Source organism: Hydrosulfovibrio ferrireducens, assembly GCF_046883345.1.
GTDB classification, from domain to species: domain Bacteria; phylum Desulfobacterota; class Desulfobulbia; order Desulfobulbales; family Desulfurivibrionaceae; genus Thiovibrio; species Thiovibrio ferrireducens.
The window spans coordinates 161,569-183,539 of the sequence record NZ_JALKCW010000025.1; the positions used below are offsets into that span (position 1 = coordinate 161,569).

The 21,971-nt window shown below is 58.9% G+C and carries 26 protein-coding genes and 2 tRNA genes; 10 read left to right on the top strand and 18 right to left on the bottom strand.

What is annotated here, in order from left to right; all coding sequences use genetic code 11:
* Positions 1-65 precede the first annotated feature (65 nt).
* The 4 genes from MWR57_RS12900 to MWR57_RS12915 all read right to left on the bottom strand — a co-directional run bounded on the left by MWR57_RS12900 (position 66) and on the right by MWR57_RS12915 (position 2,739).
* A complete protein-coding gene (locus MWR57_RS12900) occupies positions 66-785 on the bottom strand; it encodes a zinc ribbon domain-containing protein (protein WP_423125236.1) in 720 nt (239 codons plus the stop codon).
* Positions 782-1,663 carry a Nif3-like dinuclear metal center hexameric protein gene (locus MWR57_RS12905; RefSeq protein ID WP_423125237.1) on the bottom strand — a complete coding sequence of 294 codons (882 nt, stop codon included), beginning with the start codon at positions 1,661-1,663 and terminating at the stop codon, positions 782-784. The genes MWR57_RS12900 and MWR57_RS12905 overlap by 4 nt, the downstream gene beginning before the upstream one ends.
* Before the next feature lie 190 nt (positions 1,664-1,853).
* Positions 1,854-1,930: transfer RNA gene (locus tag MWR57_RS12910), tRNA-Ile, on the bottom strand.
* Positions 1,931-2,076: 146 nt separating this feature from the next.
* Complete coding sequence (locus MWR57_RS12915; RefSeq protein ID WP_423125238.1) at positions 2,077-2,739, bottom strand: nitrite/sulfite reductase domain-containing protein; 663 nt, start codon at positions 2,737-2,739, stop codon at positions 2,077-2,079.
* Positions 2,740-2,969: 230 nt separating this feature from the next.
* Here MWR57_RS12915 and MWR57_RS12920 point away from each other — a divergent pair, with 230 nt between their 5' ends.
* From MWR57_RS12920 to MWR57_RS12950, 7 genes are all read left to right on the top strand, one after another.
* Positions 2,970-4,355 (top strand): DNA recombination protein RmuC, encoded by a 1,386-nt coding sequence (locus MWR57_RS12920; RefSeq protein WP_423125239.1) that lies wholly within the window; start codon positions 2,970-2,972, stop codon positions 4,353-4,355.
* A 147-nt stretch (positions 4,356-4,502) separates the two neighbouring features.
* Positions 4,503-5,711 (top strand): type I glyceraldehyde-3-phosphate dehydrogenase, encoded by a 1,209-nt coding sequence (locus MWR57_RS12925; protein WP_423125240.1) that lies wholly within the window; start codon positions 4,503-4,505, stop codon positions 5,709-5,711.
* A gap of 103 nt (positions 5,712-5,814) precedes the next feature.
* Positions 5,815-6,249, top strand: a complete 435-nt coding sequence (gene rimI / locus MWR57_RS12930) for a ribosomal protein S18-alanine N-acetyltransferase (protein WP_423125241.1) — start codon at positions 5,815-5,817, stop codon at positions 6,247-6,249.
* 26 nt (positions 6,250-6,275) lie between these two features.
* A complete protein-coding gene (locus tag MWR57_RS12935) occupies positions 6,276-7,460 on the top strand; it encodes a phosphoglycerate kinase (protein WP_423125242.1) in 1,185 nt (394 codons plus the stop codon).
* A 184-nt stretch (positions 7,461-7,644) separates the two neighbouring features.
* Positions 7,645-8,403: a triose-phosphate isomerase gene (gene tpiA / locus MWR57_RS12940; protein ID WP_423125243.1), complete on the top strand. Its 759-nt coding sequence runs from the start codon at positions 7,645-7,647 to the stop codon at positions 8,401-8,403.
* A gap of 16 nt (positions 8,404-8,419) precedes the next feature.
* The gene (gene secG, locus MWR57_RS12945; RefSeq protein ID WP_423125244.1) at positions 8,420-8,761 is read left to right on the top strand and encodes a preprotein translocase subunit SecG; all 342 of its coding nucleotides are present in this window, start codon (positions 8,420-8,422) and stop codon (positions 8,759-8,761) included.
* A 32-nt stretch (positions 8,762-8,793) separates the two neighbouring features.
* A tRNA-Leu gene (locus MWR57_RS12950) sits at positions 8,794-8,878 on the top strand.
* Positions 8,879-8,969: 91 nt separating this feature from the next.
* On the opposite strand, the gene MWR57_RS12955 is transcribed toward MWR57_RS12950, so the two are convergent.
* The 10 genes from MWR57_RS12955 to MWR57_RS13000 all read right to left on the bottom strand — a co-directional run bounded on the left by MWR57_RS12955 (position 8,970) and on the right by MWR57_RS13000 (position 16,637).
* A complete protein-coding gene (locus tag MWR57_RS12955) occupies positions 8,970-9,236 on the bottom strand; it encodes a type II toxin-antitoxin system RelE family toxin (protein ID WP_423125245.1) in 267 nt (88 codons plus the stop codon).
* On the bottom strand, positions 9,229-9,471 hold the full coding sequence (locus MWR57_RS12960; protein WP_423125246.1) for a type II toxin-antitoxin system Phd/YefM family antitoxin: 243 nt from the start codon (positions 9,469-9,471) through the stop codon (positions 9,229-9,231). Before MWR57_RS12960 ends, MWR57_RS12955 begins: the two co-directional genes overlap by 8 nt.
* Before the next feature lie 143 nt (positions 9,472-9,614).
* On the bottom strand, positions 9,615-9,890 hold the full coding sequence (locus MWR57_RS12965) for a type II toxin-antitoxin system RelE/ParE family toxin (protein ID WP_423125522.1): 276 nt from the start codon (positions 9,888-9,890) through the stop codon (positions 9,615-9,617).
* 28 nt (positions 9,891-9,918) lie between these two features.
* The gene (locus MWR57_RS12970; protein ID WP_423125247.1) at positions 9,919-10,197 is read right to left on the bottom strand and encodes a type II toxin-antitoxin system Phd/YefM family antitoxin; all 279 of its coding nucleotides are present in this window, start codon (positions 10,195-10,197) and stop codon (positions 9,919-9,921) included.
* A gap of 161 nt (positions 10,198-10,358) precedes the next feature.
* Positions 10,359-11,027: a methylenetetrahydrofolate reductase C-terminal domain-containing protein gene (locus MWR57_RS12975; RefSeq protein WP_423125248.1), complete on the bottom strand. Its 669-nt coding sequence runs from the start codon at positions 11,025-11,027 to the stop codon at positions 10,359-10,361.
* On the bottom strand, positions 11,024-11,500 hold the full coding sequence (locus MWR57_RS12980; protein WP_423125249.1) for a hydrogenase iron-sulfur subunit: 477 nt from the start codon (positions 11,498-11,500) through the stop codon (positions 11,024-11,026). The genes MWR57_RS12975 and MWR57_RS12980 overlap by 4 nt, the downstream gene beginning before the upstream one ends.
* Before the next feature lie 13 nt (positions 11,501-11,513).
* Positions 11,514-12,080 carry a 4Fe-4S binding protein gene (locus MWR57_RS12985; protein WP_423125250.1) on the bottom strand — a complete coding sequence of 189 codons (567 nt, stop codon included), beginning with the start codon at positions 12,078-12,080 and terminating at the stop codon, positions 11,514-11,516.
* A 501-nt stretch (positions 12,081-12,581) separates the two neighbouring features.
* Positions 12,582-13,553: a KpsF/GutQ family sugar-phosphate isomerase gene (locus tag MWR57_RS12990; RefSeq protein WP_423125251.1), complete on the bottom strand. Its 972-nt coding sequence runs from the start codon at positions 13,551-13,553 to the stop codon at positions 12,582-12,584.
* A gap of 14 nt (positions 13,554-13,567) precedes the next feature.
* On the bottom strand, positions 13,568-15,004 hold the full coding sequence (purF, locus tag MWR57_RS12995; protein WP_423125252.1) for an amidophosphoribosyltransferase: 1,437 nt from the start codon (positions 15,002-15,004) through the stop codon (positions 13,568-13,570).
* A 97-nt stretch (positions 15,005-15,101) separates the two neighbouring features.
* Complete coding sequence (locus MWR57_RS13000; RefSeq protein WP_423125253.1) at positions 15,102-16,637, bottom strand: methylenetetrahydrofolate reductase C-terminal domain-containing protein; 1,536 nt, start codon at positions 16,635-16,637, stop codon at positions 15,102-15,104.
* A gap of 159 nt (positions 16,638-16,796) precedes the next feature.
* On the opposite strand from MWR57_RS13000, the gene MWR57_RS13005 reads away from it, so the two are divergent.
* Complete coding sequence (locus MWR57_RS13005) at positions 16,797-17,459, top strand: class I SAM-dependent methyltransferase (RefSeq protein ID WP_423125254.1); 663 nt, start codon at positions 16,797-16,799, stop codon at positions 17,457-17,459.
* Here the strand turns inward: MWR57_RS13005 and MWR57_RS13010 are convergent.
* Positions 17,413-17,667: a hypothetical protein gene (locus tag MWR57_RS13010; RefSeq protein WP_423125255.1), complete on the bottom strand. Its 255-nt coding sequence runs from the start codon at positions 17,665-17,667 to the stop codon at positions 17,413-17,415. The two genes, MWR57_RS13005 and MWR57_RS13010, sit on opposite strands and share 47 nt — an antisense overlap.
* Positions 17,668-17,849: 182 nt before the next feature.
* Here MWR57_RS13010 and trxA point away from each other — a divergent pair, with 182 nt between their 5' ends.
* Both trxA and MWR57_RS13020 read left to right on the top strand, forming a co-directional pair.
* Positions 17,850-18,179 carry a thioredoxin gene (gene trxA, locus MWR57_RS13015; RefSeq protein ID WP_423125256.1) on the top strand — a complete coding sequence of 110 codons (330 nt, stop codon included), beginning with the start codon at positions 17,850-17,852 and terminating at the stop codon, positions 18,177-18,179.
* A gap of 142 nt (positions 18,180-18,321) precedes the next feature.
* On the top strand, positions 18,322-19,092 hold the full coding sequence (locus MWR57_RS13020) for an outer membrane protein assembly factor BamD (RefSeq protein ID WP_423125257.1): 771 nt from the start codon (positions 18,322-18,324) through the stop codon (positions 19,090-19,092).
* Between the two features lie 99 nt (positions 19,093-19,191).
* Here the strand turns inward: MWR57_RS13020 and MWR57_RS13025 are convergent, their stop codons facing one another.
* From MWR57_RS13025 to MWR57_RS13035, 3 genes are all read right to left on the bottom strand, one after another.
* On the bottom strand, positions 19,192-19,776 hold the full coding sequence (locus tag MWR57_RS13025; RefSeq protein ID WP_423125258.1) for an epoxyqueuosine reductase QueH: 585 nt from the start codon (positions 19,774-19,776) through the stop codon (positions 19,192-19,194).
* Positions 19,777-19,785: 9 nt separating this feature from the next.
* A complete protein-coding gene (locus tag MWR57_RS13030) occupies positions 19,786-21,336 on the bottom strand; it encodes a sigma 54-interacting transcriptional regulator (RefSeq protein WP_423125259.1) in 1,551 nt (516 codons plus the stop codon).
* Between the two features lie 125 nt (positions 21,337-21,461).
* Entirely contained in the window at positions 21,462-21,968 is a 507-nt protein-coding gene (locus MWR57_RS13035; protein WP_423125260.1) for a GDSL-type esterase/lipase family protein, read from the bottom strand.
* Between the last annotated feature and the right edge of the window lie 3 nt (positions 21,969-21,971).

Sequence of the window (21,971 nt, forward strand, 5' to 3'; positions counted from 1 at the left end):
GAATCGGAAAAGGTCAAGAAGCCCTTCCGCAATCCTGCCGAATTTCCGTGTGCCGGCCGGAGGCCTTACTCTTCCTCGGTCTCGGTCTGGTGGAACATGATGCGGTGACAGGTGGGACAGGAGATGAGCTTGTCTTCCTTCATCAGATCATTATAGAGCTGCGGCGGGATGTTCATGAAACAACCCCGGCAGACGCCGCCGGTAACCGGGACAATGGCCAGGCCGTTGCGTTTGTCCCGGATGGAGGTGTATTTTTTGAGAAGACTGGCGGTTACGGCGTTGGCCTTGCTTTCGCGATTTTTCAGGATCTTGCTTTTTTCCGCGGTGAATTGGCTGGTCTTTTTCTCAACCGCGGCGATGTCCTCGGCAAGCATTTTTTCATCTTCCTCGCAGATCTTGCTCTCTTCCTCGATCTTGGTCTTGAGGGCCTCGATCTGCTCCATGAGCTGAACCACGGTCTCTTCCCGTTGGGTGTTGGTTTTTTTTCCGTCTTCCGTTTCCTTGAGAATGCTCTGGTATTCGCGGTTGGTCTGGACATTCATCAGTTTGGCCTGCCGGTCCTTGATCCGGACCTGCTCGTCTTCGAGTTCGGCCTCGAGTTCACGGCGCTGCTGTTCGCATGCGGCGATCTTCTCGGTCAACAGGTCGATGGCTTCTTTGTGGCCAACGAGACTGGCGCGCCGGCTGTCAATTTCGGCGGCGCTGGCGGCGATTTCCTTGTCCAGGGTGCTGATTTTTTGGTCAATGGCCTGGAGTTCCCTGAGATGCGAGATGTTTGCTTTCAATTGTGCTTCCTCAATGGTTCTATTGGTTGACAGAATCTGGGTTTGTTATCATCCGAGACAACCCATTGCATGGGATTGTCCTGTTGGGCGGTGGTGGTGATTACCGGGGTGAATCCTCTGGCGGCGCAGGTTTTTTTCAGCGTCTCAGCCAGGATCGGGACGATGAGTTTTTCGGTTGGGTAATGGCCTGCGTCAATTACGCAAAACCCTGCCTCCTCTGCCCAACGGGCCACGCTGTGCTTCACCTCGGCGGTAATATAGACTTGCGCTCCCATGGACCAGGCGGTTTCTGCCAGATCGGAACCGCTTCCCCCGCAGAGGGCCACGGTGTGGACGGTCTCCGGCAGGGGGCCGGCAAGCTGGAGGCCCGGGGTATTGAGACCGGTCAGCAGGCGGCTCAGGAATTCTTTGGAGGGCAGGGGGGCGGACAGGGTGCCGATTTTGCCGAAGCCGGGGCTCTGGTCTGCAGCGGCGGGTTCTTGGCCGGTGAGCGGCCTGGTGTCGTGCAGGCCAATTTTTTCCGCCAGGGCGTTGCTGACCCCGGCGGCGATGAGATCGAGGTTGGTATGGCAGGCAATGAGGGAAAGGTTATGGGCAAGGGCTGTTTTCAGGATACGGCCCATGGGGGTGTCGGAGCGGATTGTTTTCAGGGGATGGAAGATCAGGGGGTGGTGGGTGAGGATGGTGTTCAGGTTCTGCGAGAGGGCTTCGTGAATGAGCGCTTCTGTTGGGTCGAGGGCGATGAGGATCCCGTTGACCTGCTGGCCGGGATCCCCGACCATGAGTCCGACGTTGTCCCATGGTTCAGCCATGGCAAACGGGGCAATGGAGTCGAGGATCGAGAGAAGCGCTGTTGTGGAAAATTTTTCTTCCGGCATCCTTTGTTGGTGTCCGTGGGTAGCCTAGGCCGTTATTGAAAAATAGCCGTACAATAAAAAAAAGGCGCTAACCGTGTGTGGTCGCACCTTGTGTCCGGAACCCTGCCTTGGCCTTGCCAAAACATATCCGGATGTATTGATTTCTGTCGCGCGTGCACTGCATTCCTGCTCTGTCTGTTCCGGCTTTTTGTGGTGGGCCTACCTGGATTCGAACCAGGGACCGACCGGTTATGAGCCGGTGGCTCTAGCCAGTTGAGCTATAGGCCCATATTCTCTAATCAAGACTGAATCAAACAAAATAGCCGATACTTCAAGATTGTCAATAGTATTTGTGATTGGTTGGCGGGAGAAAAGAAGGGTGCGGGGCCGGCCAGCCATGGGCGGCAAACCCATGGCTGGCCCGAAAATAGAAATTATCCGGCCAGCACGGCGGCCTGGAAGGTCTCGAAGCCGATTCGGTCCAGGAACCGGCCCATCCGCTCGCCTTTTTTGGCGTTTTCCTTGAAATAGGCCATGATCCGCGCGCAGGTGGCCAGCGCTTCCTCACTGGAAAGATTTTCGCAGAGGGTGACGCCGATCCTCGCCTTGGAGGCGGCGTTGCCTCCGACCAGGATGGTCCAGCCCTTGGCCTTGCCCACCAGCCCCAGATCCTTTACCGAGGTCTCGGCGCACTGGTTGGGACAGCCGGAGACCCCCATTTTCATCTTGCCGGGCAGCACCAGGCCGTGGTAGCGGGTGTCGAGTTCCATGCCCATGGCCAAGGCATCCTGCTGGCCAAGGCGGCAGAGGGTGTTGCCTGGGCAGGCCTTGATGCTGCGAACGCAGAGGCCGATGGCTGCCCCGGGATTCATGTCCAGATCCTGCCAAACATTGTCGATGTCCTCCTCCTTGAGGCCGACAATGGCAATGCGGGCCGCGCTGGTGATCTTGAGGGCGGCTGTCTTGTATTTTTCCGCTACGTCGGCAATCTTTCGCAGTTGCGCCGGGGTAATGAGGCCGAGCGGGAGATGGGGGACAATGGCATAGGTTTCCTTGTCGCGTTGCAGTACAGCTCCTTTTTCGCCGTCGTTCAACATGGGGTCTTCTCCTTGCAAAATAGCGTAACAATAAAAAAGAAAAGGGCTCAACAGGTGAGCCCTTTTGGTGTCTGTGTTACAGTGGGGCAGAACAACGCAGTCCGCGTGTTTCGTTTTTTGTAAAATGAATGGTTTTCCTGGAAATGTCAAGATCGATGGACCCGCAAAAAAGGGACCCCCCCGCAATGGCGGCTTGACTGAACCCCACATATTTTTTGAGGAATGTGCCGATGGATGTATCCTTTCTTTTTTATCTGGCAGGGGCGGGATTGGCCGGATTGTGCTGCGGTGGCATAGTGATGTGGCTGCTCATGCGAAATCGTTTGGCCGAACAGCGCGGGCTGGCCGAAGAACGGGTGCAGCTTCGGGAGAGTCAGCGTGTCGATTTGGAGAGGCGGTTGGCCGCCGGAGAGGAAGAGCGGGCCGGACTGCGGCGGGAAAACGGGCTGCTGCAAGCCAGGGTCGCGGAACTTGCGGCGCGGCTTGAGGTGGAGCAGCGGCAACTCCAGGAAAAACAAGCGCTTCTGCAGGAGGCCAGGCAGGAACTGGCCAACGCCTTCAAGTCCATCTCCGCCGATATCTTTCAAAGCAACAGCCAGCGTTTTTTAGAGCTTGCCCAGCAGACCCTGGCCAAGTTCCAGGAAAGGGGCATGGCCGACATGGAAACCAGAAAACGCTCCATTCAGGAGCTGCTGTTGCCCATGCATGAATCCTTAAAAAAGGTCGATGATCAGATCCGCCAGGTGGAAAAAGAGCGGGTCGAGGCGTATGCCGGGCTGACCGAGCAGGTCAAGTCCCTGGCCACCAGCCAGGCCCGCCTCCACGGGGAAACGACCAATCTGGTCAACGCCTTGCGCAAGCCCTCGGTGCGCGGCCGGTGGGGCGAGATGCAACTGCGGCGGGTGGTCGAGATGGCCGGGATGGTGGAGCATTGCGATTTTGTCGAGCAGGGGTCGGTGGGCACCGAGACCGGCCGGCTGCGGCCGGACCTGATCGTCCGGTTGCCCAACGGCAAGAATATCGTGGTCGATTCCAAGACCGCGCTGTCCGCCTATCTAGAGGCCATGGAGGCGGGGGATGACGAGACCCGGCAGGCCCGGCTCAAGGAGCATGCCCGGCAGGTGCGCACCCATCTCGGCCAGTTGGCCGGAAAATCCTATTGGGAGCAGTTTCAGCCCACGCCGGAGTTCGTGGTTCTTTTCCTGCCCGGCGAGAATTTTTTCAGCGCGGCCTTGGAGCAGGACCCTGAATTGATTGAATGCGGGGTGGCGCAAAAGGTCATCCTTGCCACGCCCACCACGCTGATCGCCCTGATGCGGGCGGTCTCCTACGGCTGGCGGCAGGAAAAGATCGCCGAGCACGCCCAGGTCATCGGCGAGCTGGGGCGCACCCTCTATGAGCGGCTCGGGGTGTTGGGCGACCATTTTCACGACATGCGTAAGGGGCTCGATCGGGCGGTGGAATCGTACAATAAGGCGGTGGGCTCCTTTGAGGGGCGGGTGCTGGTCACCGCCCGGAAGTTGCAGGACATGGACCCTGGGCTGGCCAGGGAGATAGCGCCCATGGAGCCTCTGCACAAGATTGCCCGGCCGCCTCTGGCTCCGGAAAGCGAGTAGGTTGTTTTACCTATGCGACCAATGTCTTCGGGGGCGCGGCCGTAAAGTTTTCCTTGCCGGAAGCATGACCCTTTCGTATAATCCACGGATTGTTTCGCAGCACAAGATGTGCCTGTTTAATTAAAGCGCAGAAGGAGATGTATCCCCATGAAATTAGGCATTAACGGCCTGGGTCGGATCGGTAAGCTTTCACTCTGGCATCATGTTTCCCGCAAGCATTTTTCCGAGATTGTGGTCAACGTGGGGCGGCAGGTGGGCACCGGGCTTCAGGATATAGCAAGCTCCATCGACCGGGACAGCTCCTACGGGCGGCTCGGCATGTACCTCCATGGCTGCAAGGGCTCCCAGGTTATTGAAAACCTCAACGACGCGGACGGCACCATGACCATCAACGGCGTACCGGTCAAGATCCTGCGTGAGGCAAGGAATCCCGCCGGGATCCAGTGGAAGGAGAACGGAGTGCGTCTGGTTGTTGACACCACCGGCGCCTTTACCGATCCCACCGCGGACGCCGACAGTCCCAAGGGCGCCTTGCGTGGCCATGTGCAGGCCGGGGCCGAAAAAGTGCTCCTCTCCGCCCCCTTCAAGATCAAGAACAAAGGGGTGGAAATGCCCGCTGACGCGGTCACCACGGTAATGGGCATCAACGACGGCGATTTCAACCCGTCCCAGCACACCCTGATTTCCGCGGCCTCCTGCACCACCACCTGCCTTTCCTACATGATCAAGCCCATGCTGGATCATTTCGGCGCGGACCGGTTCTTGAGCGCCTCCATGGTCACGGTTCATGCCGCCACCGGCAGCCAGCAGGTCCTTGACCGGTTGCCCAATGCCGGGGCCACGGATCTGCGGAAAAGCCGCAGCATCTTCAATAATATCATCCTGACCACCACCGGCGCGGCAAAGGCTCTGCCCCTGGTTATCCCGGAGATGAAGAGCATCGGCTTCATCGCCGAGTCGGTGCGGATTCCCACCAATACCGGCTCTCTGATTGTCCTGGTGCTCAACCTCCAGGATGAGAGCATGGAAAACCCCATCAAGCGGAAGCTGGTGAACTCCATCTACCGGGATTACGCCAAGAACTCCCGGTATCTGGAATACAGCGACGAGCAGCACGTTTCCACGGATATCATCGGTCTGCCTTTTGCCGCCGCGGTTATCGAGGGCTCCGAGACCCACACCCGCACGGGCAGCCTCAAGGTGAATCTGGCCAAGCTCGGATGCAATATCGGCCCCTCCACCCTGGAAGTGCCGGTGACCCAGGCGGTGGTGTATGCCTGGTACGACAACGAACTGGGCAGTTATACCAACGTGCTGGGCGACCGGACCGTTTCCATCGCCGAGCAGATGATCTAGAAAGGCAGGGAAAAGGAAAAAGGTGAAAGGTGAAAGGCCCAAGGGGAAAATCCTCCCGCCTTCAGCTTCGCGCCTTGAATCGTGCCCTTGTATAGTTCGCCCCATGGCCGTCGAGGATCTTGGGGCGGTGACAGCCATCGAATCCCAAAATCCCGCGCCGTGGAGTGGTGGGCAACTGGCCGGCGAACTGGATCAGGAGGGCGGCTGGCAGTTTGTCGCCGAAGCCAGCGCTTCCGGGCAGGTGTGCGGCTTTGTTTGTGGCCGGAGCTGCGTTGGGGAGGGTGAACTGCTGAAAATCGCGGTGGGCCGGGAACACCGGCGGCAGGGGATAGCGGCGCAGCTTGTGGCGCACACCCTGCGCTATCTGGCGGCGCAGGGGGTGGAGCGCTGTTTTTTGGAACTGCGCGCCGCCAATCTTCCGGCTCTGGCATTGTATGAACGGTTCGGCTTTCGCCGGGTGGGGTTGAGGAAAAATTACTACGCCTCGCCGCTGGAAGATGCGATACTCATGGAAAAGATAATTTCAGCACTGCATTAACAAACTTTGCGAAAGGAACACCCCCCATGAAGAATATCCGGGATCTTGACATCAAGGGAAAGAAGCTGCTCATCCGGGTTGATTTCAACGTGCCCCTGGATGAACAACTGAACATCACCGACGATATCCGGATTCGCGGGGTGTTGCCCACCCTCAATTACGCCCTGGATGAAAATGCCAAGGTCATTATCTGCTCGCATCTGGGGCGGCCCAAGGGAGAGCGCAAACCCCAGTTCAGCCTGGCCCCTGCGGCCAAGCGTCTTTCCCGGCTGCTGAACAAGGAGGTCGTTCTGGCTCCGGATTGTATCGGGCCGGAAACCAAGGCCATTGTCGAGGCCATGCAGCCCGGCAGTGTGGTCCTCCTGGAAAATCTCCGCTTCCATGCGGAGGAACAGCAGAATGACGACGGCTTTGCCAGTCAACTGGCCAGCCTCTGCGATATCTATATCAACGATGCCTTTGCCGTGGCGCATCGAGCCCATGCCTCGGTGGTGGGGGTGACCCAATTCGTCGAGCAGTGCGCGGCCGGGTTCCTGCTGCAAAAGGAGATGGATTATTTCCACCGCTCGGTGAGCGAGCCCATGCGGCCCTTGGTGGCCATCGTGGGCGGGGCCAAGGTCTCAAGCAAGCTCGGCGCCCTGGACAACCTCATGGACCGGGTGGATAAGATGATCATCGGCGGGGCCATGGCCAATACCTTTTTGAAAAGCATCGGCCATGACATGGGCAAGTCCAAGGTCGAAGATGAACTGCTCGATACGGCGCGGGAATTGCTCAACAAGGCCAAGCGCCTTGGGGTCAAGCTCTATCTGCCGGTGGATTGCATCGTGGCGGACCGATTTGAGGCCCGGGCCGAATCCAAGCGGGTAACGGTGCAGGAGGTGCCGGCCGATTGGATGGTGCTCGACATCGGCCCGGCTACCACGGTGCTTTTTTCCGAGGCCATGGAGACCGCCAAGACCATCATCTGGAATGGCCCCATGGGCGCTTTCGAGATGGACGCCTTTTCCCGGGGGACCATGGCCATGGTGCAGCATGTGGCCCGCTCCCACGCCCTGACCATTGTCGGCGGGGGCGATACCGATGTGGCGGTGCACAAGGCCGGCGAATCGAGCAACATCTCCTACATCTCCACGGGCGGCGGCGCCTTCCTCATGCTGATGGAAGGCAAGAAGCTGCCTGGAGTCGAGGCCCTGGAAGCAAAAGAATAAGGTAACTATCCAGCAGCACAGCATCTGCTTTGTCATCAACCGATTCGCATACCGGAGTATGGCGAATCGGTCTCTTCCGCGCATCTGCCGCAGCAGCGAAGCGGCGCTGCCGAATAGTTACCGTGCGGAAGCAATGCGTCATTTTTCCTTTTGAGCGGGATAGTAACGGAATAAGGAGCAGTTCATGGAGCGCATCCCCCTGATTGCCGGGAACTGGAAGATGTATACCTCGCTTGCCGAGGCCAGAACTCTTGCCGCTGCTGTGGTCTCCGCCTGCAAGGGGCTGACCGGCCGGGAGGTCATGATCGCCCCGCCCTTCACCGCCCTGGCCACGGTGGCCGAGGTGGTGCACGGCTCAGAGGTCCGGCTGGCCGCCCAGAATGTCTGCTGGGAAGAGCAGGGCGCTTTTACCGGGGAGATCGCTCCCGGTATGCTGCGGGAGTTGGGCTGCACCATGGCCATCATCGGCCATTCGGAGCGGCGGCAGATCTTCGGCGAGACCGATGCGCTCATCAACCAACGGGTGGCCGGGGCCATGCGGCACGGGATTGCCCCGGTTCTCTGTTTTGGCGAAACCCTGGCCGAGCGCGAAGCAGGCCAGACCATGGCCGTGCTTGAGCGGCAGGTTCGGGCAGGGCTGAGCGGCATTGTTGTGGCCGAGCCTGCAAACATGGTCCTTGCCTATGAGCCGGTCTGGGCCATCGGCACCGGCAAAACCGCCAGCGAAGAACAGGCCCAGGAAGCCCATGAATTCGTGCGGAATTTGCTGGGTGCGATGTACGAGAAAAGTATTGCCCACCAAATGAGAATACTGTATGGTGGCAGCGTCAATTCGGGGAACGTGGATGCCCTGTTGCGGCAGCCTGATATAGACGGGGCCCTGGTTGGCGGGGCATCGCTCAAGGCCGATTCCTTCGAACGCATCATCCACTTTCGGCAATAACGGTAACCAAGAGAGCATGACCACTTTACTGACCATTGTGCATGTAGTTGTTTGCCTGTTCCTCATCGTGATCGTGCTGTTGCAGCACGGCAAGGGCGCCAGTATGGGCGCTGCCTTCGGCGGCTCCAGCCAGACCGTGTTCGGCACGGAAGGACCCCTGCCGCTGTTGAACAAGATCACCACCTGGGCTGCGGTTGTATTCATGCTGACCTCCATCTCCCTGGCCTATATGTCAACCAGGGTCGGCGATGGCTCGGTCATGAAGGAAGTCGCCCCGATTGCCGAGCCCCAGAGCGCGCCGATTCCGTTGCCTTCTGCGGACAAAGATGTGCCCATGGCTCCGGCGCAGGGCAAGTAGCAGTTGTTGTTTGATCTGAAAAAATAAGGATTGCCGAAGTGGTGGAATTGGTAGACACGCAGGCTTGAGGTGTCTGTGGGGCAACCCATGCCGGTTCGAGTCCGGCCTTCGGTACCATATTTATAAAAGGCCCTGTAACCGACAACGGTTACGGGGCCTTTCTTTTTTGGGGAGAAGCGCGGGGACTCAAATCATCCCCACATGTCCTCTAAGTCCGCTTCATCTGCCTATAGACGTCATCATCATTGCGTTTACCGATGAGCGCAACTTTCAAGATATCGCCTTCCACCCGGTATACGATTCGATATTCTCCAACATCGGCACGACGAAAGGGGTAACCAGTGAGATCCTTTGAGTCGTGAGGTTCCGGGTTTTCCATCAAGCTGAACACCTTGTTCGCCACCTGTCTGAACTGTTTTGGTGGCAACTGTTCAAGAAAACCCAAGGCTCTCTTGGTCAGATCGAGCTTAAGCATGGTTCTCTTTCAAAAATGCCAGACTCTTTTCAGTGCCGACATACCCTTCCTGTTCTGCCGCGATAGCCTTCTGTGCCCAGTATGCGTCTTCCATTTCAGTGAGGCGCTTGTATTCCTCATAAGAGAGCAACACCGCAGTCTTTCTGCCGGTTTTGTCAACAATCACCGGTTCTCCCCTTGAGATATCAAGGTATTTCCCGAACCTATTTTTTAATTCCGTGGCTGTAATTTCCATGAGACCACCTCCTAATAGAGCCAAAATAACCAATTTGGCTAAAATAGTCAAGATGGACAAGAAGGGCAATAGGATGTCCCTTTGGGCTCGCCCATCGAAAAGACCTGCACCAACCATCCTCCCATGTTTTTATGGCGCTCCCCTTACTGGTCCTCCGCCTCCGCTTCCGGGTTGCCCGGCAACTGTGCGCCATGCCACAGGGCTACAATCCAGACAACATCCTCTTTAACCCTGTAGAAAAAGCGATACGGGGGAACAATCACCTCTCGGTAATGAATATCGGGGAACTCCGGGAGAGTGCGTCCGGACTCCGGGAAGTCCTGGAGTCGCGAGAGTGCTTTTTCCGCCTTGTTCCGAAACGAAACCGCCGCTGACGGCTTGTCGCGGCGGATGTAGGCAAGTGCGTGTAAGAAATTGATCGCGCGCTGATGGGGCTAAAAACGATCTTCACGGTTGTTCCGCCAACAGGGCATCCGCTTCTACCAACATGGTTTTCAGGTCGAAACCGGTTCCGGCCTCGATTTCTTTTTCGCCACGGGCCAGTAAGCGTAAAATTTCAAGCTCGTGCTGGGTGTGTTCGTATTCTTTCATGCTGACCATTACGGCAGTCGCACGGCCACGCTGGGTGATGAATAGAGGATCGTGTGAAGCCGTCATGCGCTTGAGGATGCCGCTTGCATCCTGACGGAAGTCCGAGAGGGGAATGATCCGAGGTGCTTTTGACATTGTCTGTACCTCCTGTTGTATTTCAAGAAGTACCACTGGTGGTCAGTGAGGGAAACATGAAAAAACAGAGGGGCATTGGATTTCATTAGTCCATAGTCCATAAAAAAAAAGGCGGAACGCTGATCAGCGTTCCGCCTTTTTTGTCAGTGAATCAAAACAGATCAGACAGTCAGGTCGTTGCGCACCGTCTTGCGGGGGCCGCCGTGGCCTGCCGTGCTCCAGTCCCGGATCGGGGCGATGGCTGCAAGGCCTTCCTTGTTGTCGATGCGCACCAGTTTGTCGTGGATGGACTGCCAGATGCAGGGAACATCCTTGTGGATCTCGCAGCGTCCGCCCACCGAACCGCCGCAGGGGCCGTTCATCAGGCTCTTGGCGCAACGGGCCACCGGGCAGAGGCCGCCGGTGAGGTGGAGGACGCAGTTGCCGCAACCGGCGCATTGCTCGCTCCACACGCCCTGCTCGGCGGAGCCGCCGAAGGATACGGTGTTCACCCCCGGATAGACCTTGGCCATGGGCCGCAGATTGGCGATGAAGTTGACCCCCACCCCGCAGGCCATGGAAACGATGGCGTCGTACTGGCCGTCCCACTGGTCGATGGAGTCGATGTATTCCTTGTCGCACTGGCGCACCAGGGTGGCCTCGATGGTAGAAACCTCCTGGCCTGCCTTCTGCTTGCCCAGACGGATCAGGGAGGCCAGGATCTCCACCTCGCGCTCGCCCCCGGCGGAACAAACGGTGACGCAGCCGCGGCAGCCCAGAACCAGGATACGCTTGGCATCCTTCACCATGTCCATGATTTCATTGATGGGTTTTCTTTCGGCAATAATCATTTCGCGCCTCCCTGACACCCTGAGGGCATAAGTTTCGTTTGAGCAGGCAAGCTGCTCAACTCAGCTTTAAACGGGCTCGGGCCCATGGTGGTAATTCGTTCGTCCATCTCCTGGGCCGCCTTGACAAAGTCGGGGTGGAAGCCGCGTTCCAGGTGATACATCTCAATGCGTTCCGGTTCGACTCCCAGTTCGGCCAGGGCCTTCTTGATGGCCGCAACCCGCTTGGCGGCCCGCTGGCTGCCCATGAGGTTGTGGCATTTGTCCAGGGGGCAGCCGGCCACATACACGCCGTCCGCGCCGTCTTCAAAAGCCTTGAGGATTGTGCTGACCTCGAGCTTGCCGGTGCAGACCAAGCGGTGGATGGTCACGCTTTTGGGGAAACCATCGGCCTGCAACCCTTCCGGCCCTTCGGCCAGGGTCTGCTGGGAGGTATAATGGCAACAGAATGCTTGGATATTTGGAGTAAAGGGCATTGGAATCACCGTGCTACTGATTTGCGCCGCAGGCGGCGATCAGTCGCGCGTCCTCGGACTCGTTTAAGCGGATGGCCTGGGCCGGGCATTCGGAGGGGCAGATGCCGCACCCCCTACATTCCTGGGGATCAATCACAGCCTTGCCCTGGTCGTCGATCTTGGGAATCCGCCACGGGCAGACGCGGACACAGGTGAGGCAGGAGACGCAGAGGTCGCGTTCCACCCAAGCGGCCTTGCCCTTGTCCAGCAGGTCTTGGTCGGTGATGTAGCCTGCCTTCATGGCCAACTGGCGCAGGGCGACCATGATCTCGGCAAAACGGACGTCCTGGGGGCAGACAAAGATGCAACTGCGGCACCGGGAGCAGAACCAGAGCAGATCGGATTTGAGCAGCGCGTCTTTCAGCCCCATCCGGATCATGTGGATGATCTTTCGGGGGTCGAAGTCGGGGATTGCCTGACTTACCGGGCAGATACCGCTACAGGCGCCGCAGGAAAAACAGCGGTTTAAGAATTCGCCTCCCGGAATCGCCGTTACCTCGGCGCTGAAGGCCGAATTGATATCCTTGCTGGAGATTGCCATAACAAAGCCTCATATGAAGATATGAAACCCGGCAAAGGGCGCCGGATTGATTTTTTTCCCGGTTGGTCCTGGGATGAGACCCAATTGAAACAAAAAAGCGTCGCGTACTCTAGCATAAAAAATAGCCCCGCCCAATAGGTATATCTACCGGAATAAGCGGTTTTTCGGGGGTCGGTTCGGCGAAAATAGGCGTTGATGTTTCCCCGAAAAATGGAATTTCCTTCAGACAGGTGCTTCGACAAGCTCAGCACGAGCGGAGTATCTAATGTAATGAGGGGCTTCTTGCAAAATGACAAATCAACCCCCAACACCGTCATTCCCGCGGAGGCGGGAATCCATAACAGGCTAAATATGCTAAATATACAACAATGGATTCCCGATAACAGCACTCGGGAATGACATGTCGGTCATTTCGCAAGAGCCTCATGAAGTGAAGGAATGTCCGTTCACCCTGCGCCCATCGACAAGCTCAGGAGAGCCCTGTCGATGGGGTTTCCTCCTCTAGACCAGAAACCGGAACTCTCCCTTGCCCAGCAAATCCTGAAGATGGAGCACGCCGGCCAGCTTGCCGCGGTGATCGGTCACGGCCAGGAAGGTGATTTCGTGGCGCTGCATGATGCTGAGGGCGTCGGCGGCGAGAAGTTCCGTGGTAATGGTTTTAGGCTTGGCGGTCATGGCCTCCGCCAGGGGGAGTCCGCTCAGGCTGCCGCCTTTCTGGCTCAGCAAACGGCGAAGATCGCCATCGGTGAGGATGCCGGTGATTTCATCTTCCTGCATGATCAGGACCGCGCCAAGGTTCTTGGCGTTCAGTTCGGCAATGGCCTCCGGCAGGCTGGCGGTTTGGGAAACCTTGGGAATCGCCGCGCCGGTGAGCATTACCTCGGCGACATTGACCTTGAGGCGTTCGCCAAGGCTGCCGGCCGGATGGTTGCGCCTAAAATCGCTTTCCTTGAACTGCTTGAGGTTCAGAAGGACCACGGCCAGGGCGTCGCCCATGGCCAGGGCGGCGGTGGTGCTGGCCGTGGGGGCCAACCCCAGGGGGCAGGCCTCCTGGGGCACCGCGACCTTGAGTACAGCGTCCGCGCTCAAAGCTAGGCTGGAGTTCGGGTTGCCGGTCATGGCAATGATCTTGGCCCCGCGTTTTTTGAGGTTGGGGATCAGGAGGGCAAGTTCCGCGGTTTCGCCGCTGTAGGAGATGGCCAGGATGACGTCCTGGGGGTCCACCATGCCGAGGTCGCCGTGCATGGCTTCCACCGGGTGGAGAAACAGGGCCGGGGTGCCGGTGCTGTTCATGGTGGCGGCGATCTTTTGGCCGATGATCCCTGACTTGCCTATGCCGGTAATCACCACCCGGGCCGGGCAGGCCATGATCATGGCCACCGCTTTTTCAAAATCGGCGTCGATCTGCTCAAGCAGGGCGGTGATGCCTTCCGCCTCAATCCTGAGAACTTCCTTGGCCTGTTCAATGCTCATCGGTCTGGGGATTCCTATTTTTTGCCCGTGGACTGGCAGGCGTTCCTGGTGCCGAGGAGAAGCTTGCAGAAATCCTTGTCCGGCGCAACAGGGTATTCCCCGTCGAAACAGGCCTTGCAATAGTTCTCCGGCGGGCCGCCGCATGCTTCCAGTAACCCCTCAAGGCTGAGGTAATACAGGGAGTCAAGGCCCAGATAATCGCGGATTTCGTCAACGGTTTTCTTGTTGGCGATGAGTTCGCCGCCCGAGGGAAAGTCGATCCCGTAATAGCAGGGGTTGCGGGTGGGCGGGCAACTGATCAGCATGTGGATCTCTTTGACCCCGGCTTCGCGCAGGGATTTGACCCTGGAGCGGCCGGTGGTGCCCCGGATGATGGAGTCGTCCAGGATGATGACCCGTTTGTCTTTCAAAAAAGAGCGGATGGGGTTCAGCTTGACCCGCACCGAAAAATCGCGCATGGACTGGGTGGGCTGGATAAAGGTGCGGCCCACGTAGTGGTTGCGGATCACCCCCATCTCGAGCGGGATGCCCGAGGCCTGGGAAAAGCCGATGGCCGCGTAGTTGCCGGAGTCGGGAAAGGGCATGACGAAATCCGCCTCGATCTTGCATTCCCGGGCCAGGATCTCGCCCATGCGTTTGCGGCTCTGGTAGACGTTCTTGCCGAAGATGTCGCTGTCGGGCCGGGCGAAATAGACCTGCTCGAAGATGCAGAAACTGCGGCGCTGGCTGGTTTCAAGATGGAGGGAGCGTTGGCCCTCGCGGTCGATGATCAGGATTTCGCCGGGCTCGATGTCGCGGACATACTGGGCCTCGACCAGATCAAGGGCGCAGGTTTCCGAGGCGATGATGAATCCGCCGTTGTTGAGTTTGCCCAGGCACAGCGGCCTGAAGCCGCCGGGATCGCGCACGGCGATGAGCTTGTCCTCGGTCATGAGCAGGATGGAGTAGGCGCCCTTGATGCTCTCGAAGGTGTCGATGAGCGCTTTTTCGAGGCCAAGGTGGGAGCAGCGGGCGAGCAGATGGACCACCACCTCGCTGTCCATGGTGGACTGGAAGATGGAGCCCTTTTTTTCCAGCTCGTTGCGCAGGGAGCGGATATTGACCAGGTTGCCGTTGTGGGCCACGGCCACGGTGCAGCCTTGGTGGGTGGCGGTGAAGGGCTGGGCGTTGACGATGTTGGAGGCGCCGGTGGTGGAGTAGCGGACATGCCCCACGGTGAGGTGGCCTTTCAGCTCTTGCAGGGTGGCCTCGCTGAAAACTTCGTGCACCAAGCCCATGCCCTTGTGCAGGGAGACCTGGCTGCCGTCGCTGGCCACGATGCCCGCGGACTCCTGGCCGCGATGCTGGAGGGCGTAGAGGCCGAAGTAGGTGAGCTTGGCTGCGTCCTCATGGCCGAAAATTCCGCAAACGCCGCATTCGTCCTTGGGGCGTGATGCGTCTGAGTATGTCATGGCGTTGTGTTCCTTCTGATGTGCTTGCCGTCCATCCGAAAAAAAAGAAGAAATATACATCCTAATTATATGGATGGGAAATATTTTTTTGGCGCGACTATTTTTGGCTTTCCCCGGCATGGTCCAGCCCTCGGAAAAAATTAAGCCAGGAGGAGGTGTTGTTGAGCGCCCAGTTGCGCGGGGGGACAAAACCCCTTTGCATGGATTCCGGCAGGCCGTGAGCGGCAAGGCGTTCGTATACCCGCACGTAGAGGCAGCGCTTCTTGCCGGGGTACACCTCGCACCAGCCGTCGCGGCTGCCGCCGCAGGGGCCGTTGAGCAGATATTTGGCGCAGCCGGCTTGCGGGCAGACAAAGGCGAGGTCGCCCAGGGTGCAGTCCCCGCAGTTCTGGCAGCCGAAGAGGAGAAATTTGGTCACGTGTTCCAGGTGGGTGAGTCCGTTATCCAGCCCACCGCCTTCCAGGGCAAGGCAGATTTTTTTGCACGCCGGGTAGAGGGGTGCGTCCTTGGTGAATGCCAGGTTGTGGACGAGCCGGGCCATCCGGTAATTGACCTGCAGCCCTGCTTGCCTCTCGTCGCGGGGCGCGGGCTCCGTCGTGTTGAGGCCGGTCGCCGCATCCTTTGTGTAGAGATAAAAGCCGTCCTGGTGCCAGTAATCCATCTCCGGGACCAAATCCTGCCAGTTCCCGGCAAGGGAATCGGCGGTGGAGAGGAGATAGTCGATGTTTTCATAGGTAAGCCCAGGCCCGCCGAGATGGGCGCCCGCATAGCCCAACCCCTTGAGGATGGCCAGCAGCTTCGCCCCCCGCAGCAGCCGGGCCTGCTTGCCCTTGTCCGGGCTTGTTGCCTCGCGGCGTATTTCACCGTAGAGCCTGTCGGTGATGATGCAGCCGGGGATTTTTCCGGTGTGCATCAGGGCGGCCACCGTGAGGTTGGGGATAAAGACATTGCCCAGCACCGGCAGGTTCAGGTTGCTCTGTTGGACATACTGGAGCAATTCGTGGAATTTGCGGGCATCGTAGCCGACCTGGGTGATGATATAGTCCGCGCCTTGCTCGGCTTTGCGGTGGAGCTTGGCGTACTGCATCAGCAGCTCCGCTTCCAGCCGCTTGAAGGGGGAGAGGGCCACGCCCATGAGAAACGAGGTGGGTTGGATCGCGCCCTTGCCCCGGTCCGGGCCGTAGTTGCCCTTGTTCATCCGGGAGATGAGGTCCAGGACATGCACCGAGCCGAGGTCAAAGACCGGTTTGGGGCAGCCCTGGTAGCCTTCCTGCGGATAATCGCCGGTGATCACCAGCAGGTCGCGGATGCCCAGGCGGTCCCAGGCAAAGAGCAGGCTTTCCATCTGGTTGCGGTTCTTGTCCTTGCTGGAAAAATGGACAATGACGTCAAGGCCCATCTGCTGGATCTCGCGGCCCAGAACCTCCGGCGACAAGGCGGCCTGGCCGCCAGCGTTTTCGGTGATGCTCACCGCCTGGATGCGCGGGTCGCGGGCCAGTTTTTCGGCAAGTTCCAGGGTGCGATCGTGTTCCCGGCTGTGTCCTCCCCGGCTGGGCACCAGTTCGAGGGTGATGGTGAATTGGGCGGGGGTAACGAGCGATTGCCGAAAGGGGGATTTTTTTTCAGCCAGCATGGGCAAGGGTGTCCGGGGGTTGGAGGGGATGATTTTTTTTCTTGCTCAACAGAAACGGATGGAAGTAAGCATAACCATTATTTCCGGAAAAGGAAACAACCGGGCCAGAGGGGCAGGCCCAAGGTTCAAGGCTAAAGGCTCAAGGAGTGGGAGGGCAGGATGGGAAAAAAGACGCTCTGGCACCAGGCAGCCCAGGTCTTTGACGAGCGGGCCGAGGAGTATGACGCCTGGTTTGAGGGGAGCCTGCTCTTTGCCATTGAGCGCGCCGCGCTAAAGGAACTGACAACGCCGCTTGCGAGCCCGAAGCTGGAGGTCGGCGTCGGTCCGGGCCGCTTTGCCGAGGCACTGGGGGTGGAGTTCGGAATCGATCCGGCCCTTGCTCCGCTGGCGTTTGCCAAAAAACGGGGGGTGCTGGTGAGTCAGGCGGTGGGGGAGGCGCTGCCCTACGCCGAAGAGAGCCTGCGAACGGTGCTGCTGCTCTTCACCTTTTGTTTCCTGGCCGATCCCTGCCCGGTGCTGCGCGAATGCCGACGGGTGCTCAAGCCCGGCGGGCATCTGGTGCTGGGTCTCATTGTGGCCGACAGCCCGTGGGGGAGGATGCTCCGGCAAAAAAAGCAGGAAGGGCATCCGTTCTATCAACATGCCACAGTGTATGATCCGAGCGAGGCGGAGGGGTGTCTGGCCGAGTGCGGGTTTGTGGTGGAGGAAAGACGCTCCACTCTGAGGCAAGCGCCGGAAGCGTTACGGGAGATGGAGCACTCCCAGCCCGGGCTGGTCAGTCAGGCTGGGTTTGCGGTGCTGGTCGCCGGGGCTGGTCCGTGAGCCAGTTTTTCCGTTCCCGCAGGAACTCGACGGCGAGAAAGGTCGCGCCGCTGACGATGATTCCCGCCGCGGCGATCGCCGCCAGCCAGCCAGGGGAGTTTTTCCTGTGGCGCTGCGTCAAGGGCGGCAGGTCTCGGGTGCAATAGCGGCAGACCAGGGCCTGGAAATGGATATCTTCCTTGCAGAAGGGGCAGGTTCGTGTACGCATGGTGATAACCATATAGCGACTGCCTGTTGGTTGTCAAGAAGGAGGTGCGGCTTTTGCCCTTTTCTCTCGCTGGGGGAGGCGGGAGCACACAAGATTTTCCTTGTCAGCACCCGGTTCCCTTTGTAAGATGAGGTAATTACACTCTGAATACAATTATCCCCATGAAATAAAAGGAGAAAATTATGGCGAGCGACAAGGTTATCCAGGTTTCCGACGGCGATTTCAGCGCAAAAGCCCTGCAGTCCGAGACTCCGTTTCTCTTGGATTTTTGGGCGCCGTGGTGCGGACCCTGCAAGGCGATCGGCCCGGTTATCGATGAGCTGGCCGCCGAGTTCGAGGGCAAGGTCAAGATCGGCAAGATGAATGTCGATGATAATCCTGTTACTCCCGGCAAATACGGGATTCGGGCCATTCCCACCCTGATTCTTTTCAAGGGGGGGGAGGTTGCCGACCAGGTGACCGGCGCGGTGGGCAAGCAGCAGCTCAAGGCCATGATCGAAAAGGCTCTTTAGTCTCCGGCGTGATTCATGATGGTTTTCGGGCCCGGTTCGAGTATGCCGGGCCTTTTCTCTTTTTGCTGAAATGGATGAGCGGGACATGATTTTTTCACAACGGAATAGTCGGTTTTTTCGGACCTGTGTTCTGGCTCTTGTCATGAGTATCCCGGCCGCTGGGCTCAGCGGCTGTGCGACCCTTGACACCATGTTGGGCTGGGTTGGTTTTGGCGAGGGCGCCACTGTGCAGGAAACCCCGGAAGCCCTGGCCATGGAGGGGATGGCCGACTTCAACCGCGGGAAATACAGCGCGGCCTTGAAACGTTTCGTGGAGATAAAAGACCGGTTTCCCTTCAGCGAGGTGGCGCTGCTGGCCGAACTGAAGGCCGCCGATTCCAATTATTACATGGACAAGTTCAATGAGGCCAAGATCCTGTACGAAGAGTTCGAGGCCAACCATCCGACCAACGAGGCGGTGCCCTATGTTTTGTTCCAGATCGGCATGTGCTATTACAGCCAGATCGGGACCAATGACCGGGATCCGGGCAACGCCCAGAACGCGGTGCAGGCCTTTGGGCGGTTGAACCGCGCCTATCCGCAGTCGCCCTATTTTGTGGAGGCTTCAGCCCGGATTCGGGCCGCCCGCGATTTTCTGGCCCAGCACGAGTTTTCCGTTGCCACGTTCTATCTGCGCATCGATGAAGACAAGCAGGCCCAGGGACGGCTTGAGTATCTGCTTGCCACCTATCCCGAGGCCAGCATCACGCCCCGGGCCACCGAGCTCTTGGCCCAGTTGAAGTCCGGCAAAGGCATTGAGAAATCCTGGCGCAGGTTCGTGCCCACGCTCTCGCTGCCGGACTGGCAGACCTTTACCTCCGCCTTCGGCATCCTGCCCGGCGGCGGCAGCAGCGGCGGGACTGCCAAGGAGTAACTATTCAGCAGCACCGCATCTGCTTTGTCATCGGTCTGGCCGCATACCATGTGTATAGCGGCCAGACCTCTTTCGCGCATCTGCAACACTGCTGAACGGTTACTCGTTGCTTGTCCCACTCTCCGTTAGCAAGGCTGTGGTTTTTCCCTTCCTGAACTTCTTGTCGTAACGTTCCTGCTCGCTGTAGATGCAGCCGCAGTAGGGCTGGCGGTACAGTCCCATCTCAAGGCTGGCGTCGATCCCCTCCTGCCAGCCGACCCGAAAATCCTCGTAATAAAACGGCACCCCGAATTGTGTTGCCAGCTCTTCGCCCAGTGCCCGGATGGTTTCATGGCGCTGGTAGCGGCTGTACAGCAGGGTGGTGCTGAAGGCCTCGGCTCCAAGCTCCCTGGCTTTTTTTGCCGTTGCCGCAAGGCGCATCCGGTAGCAGAGCGGGCAGCGATCCTCTTCGTGGAAAACCACCCGGCGCAGATATTCCCTGAGGCCGTATTCCCGTTCGTACTCCACGGGCAATGAGGTCCGGCGCGCCAGATCCTCAAGGGTGGCGAGCCGCTGCTTGAACTCCCGGAAGGGATGGATATTGGGGTTATGAAAATAGCCCTGCACGGCAAACCCCTGTTCCCGCAGGGCGGTGAGGGGAAAGATGGTGCAGGGGCCGCAGCAGAGGTGGAGGAGAACGGTCATGGCCCACCTCTATGGTTTATTGAGCTTGAACTGGCGGGGATTGATGTTGAGCTTGGCGATCTTGTAGTTGATGATCCTGAGGCTGGTGTCCAGCAGTTGCGCGGCCTTGGTCTGGTTGCCCTGGCATTTCTTCAGGCTGTCGATGATCAGCTCCCGCTCGAAATTGTCCACTGCCGCGGCAAAGGAAACCGGGTTGGCGTGTTCGCTCACCGAATCGGAGGTTTGCAGCGACGGCGGCAGGTGGTAGCTCTTGATCGAGTCCTCGTCGCAGATCAGCACCGCCCGTTCGATGCAGTTTTGCAGCTCCCGCACATTGCCCGGCCAGTGGTACTGGACCAGGAGATCGATGGCCGGGGTGGAGATGCGGCGGATCTGCTTGTTGTTTTCCTCGTTGTATTTTTGGAGGAAGAAGTCGGCCAGGAGCATGATGTCGGTGCGCCGTTCCCGCAGAGGGGGCAGGTAGATGGGGAAGACGTTGAGCCGGTAGTAGAGGTCTTCCCGGAAAGAACCGTCTTCCACGGCCTTTTCCAGGTCCTTGTTGGTGGCGGTGATCAGCCGGACATTGCATTTGATCGGGGCGATGCCGCCCAGCCGCTGGAATTCGCGGTCCTGCACCACGTTGAGCAGCTTGACCTGCACACTCTGGCTCAGTTCGCCGATTTCGTCGAGAAACAGGGTGCCGCCTTCGGCCAATTCGAAACGGCCCTTTTTGGCGGCCTGCGCCCCGGTAAAGGCCCCTTTTTCGTGGCCGAACAGTTCGGACTCCAGCAGGGTTTCCGGCAGGGCCGAGCAGTTGACCACCACGAACGGGGCCTTGGCCCGCTTGCTGTTGTGGTGCACGGCCTTGGCCACCATGGTCTTGCCGGTGCCGGATTCGCCGCGGAGCAGGATGGTGGCGTTGGAGTCCGCCACCCGGTGGATCATCTCGAACACCTCCTGCATCCGGTTTGAGTTGCTAACGATGCTGGCCACCCGGTATTTTTCCGAAAGCTCCCGCCGCAACTGGGTGTTCTCCTGCACCAGCCGCTCCCGTTCCTGATTCACCGCCTGGATGCGGACCACGGTTTGGGCGATGAGGCCGGAGAGCACGGTGAGAAACTGGAGATCCTTTTCAAAGTCCAACCCCTCGTGGTAGCTGCGATCCACGCTCAGGGCGCCGATGGTGCTGGCCCCGTGCTTGATGGGCACGCAGAGAAAGGAGAGGGCTTCCTGGTTTTTCTCACCCCTGGCTCGGGTCTTGTTCAAAAAGAGCGGTTCCTGGCTGATCTGGGGCACCACGATGGGGGCGCCGCTGGCCACCACCCGTCCGGTGATGCCCTCGCCGAATTTATAGATTCCGCGCTTCCGGGCTTCCGCGGTCATGCTTGGGGCCACCTCGGTTTCGATCTGGCCGGTGAGCGGATTGGCGATGGTCACCGCGCCGTTTCCAAGGCTGGTGCGGGCGGCAAGCACGGTGAGGCTTTCTTCCAAGCATTTGCGCAAATCGTCCGAGGAGGCCAAGGCCCGGGTTATTTCGTACAGGGTGGCCAGGTCAATGGGCTGGCGATTGTTTTCAGACATGGCTTCTCCCGGGTCTTTCTTACGGTTTGGTATACGTTATGCGGTGCGCGGCGACCCATTGTAACAAATTTGTCTGATAGTGCATCTGAAAATGTACGACAACGGGAAGATTCGAAGGGGAAATGTTACAAAACGCGGGCAAGCCAGGCAGACCAGATGGTGTATCCCAGGTCGCTGAAATGGACTCCGTCCTCAGCGAAGCAGGCAGCCGCGTCCGGCGCCCCGGTGTTGAAGGCCGCGCACAGGTCCAGAAACGCAACTTTTTTCTGTTGGCTGAGCCGGAGCAACCCCTCATTCAGGCGGGGTACGACGGAAGGCGCCAGATGGGCGGCCCGAATGGGCGGCAGGCTGGTAACGGTAATCCGCGCCGGGGGGAGCGTGCTGCCCAGAACGTCCAGGATCTCCGCGTATTCGGGCAGAAAGCCATACTCCTCCCTGAGCAGATTGTTGGTGCCGATCATGATAACCACGCGCTCCGGGTCGGGGCAGCGGCGCAGAAGCCGGGGAAGGTTGGCGAGCAGGCCGGCCACGGTTTCTCCGGCCCTGCCGGCGTTGACCACCCGATGCGCGGGAAAACAGGTCTGCCAGTTGTGAAATTCAACAAGGGAATCGCCGAGGAACAGGAGCTGCATGGC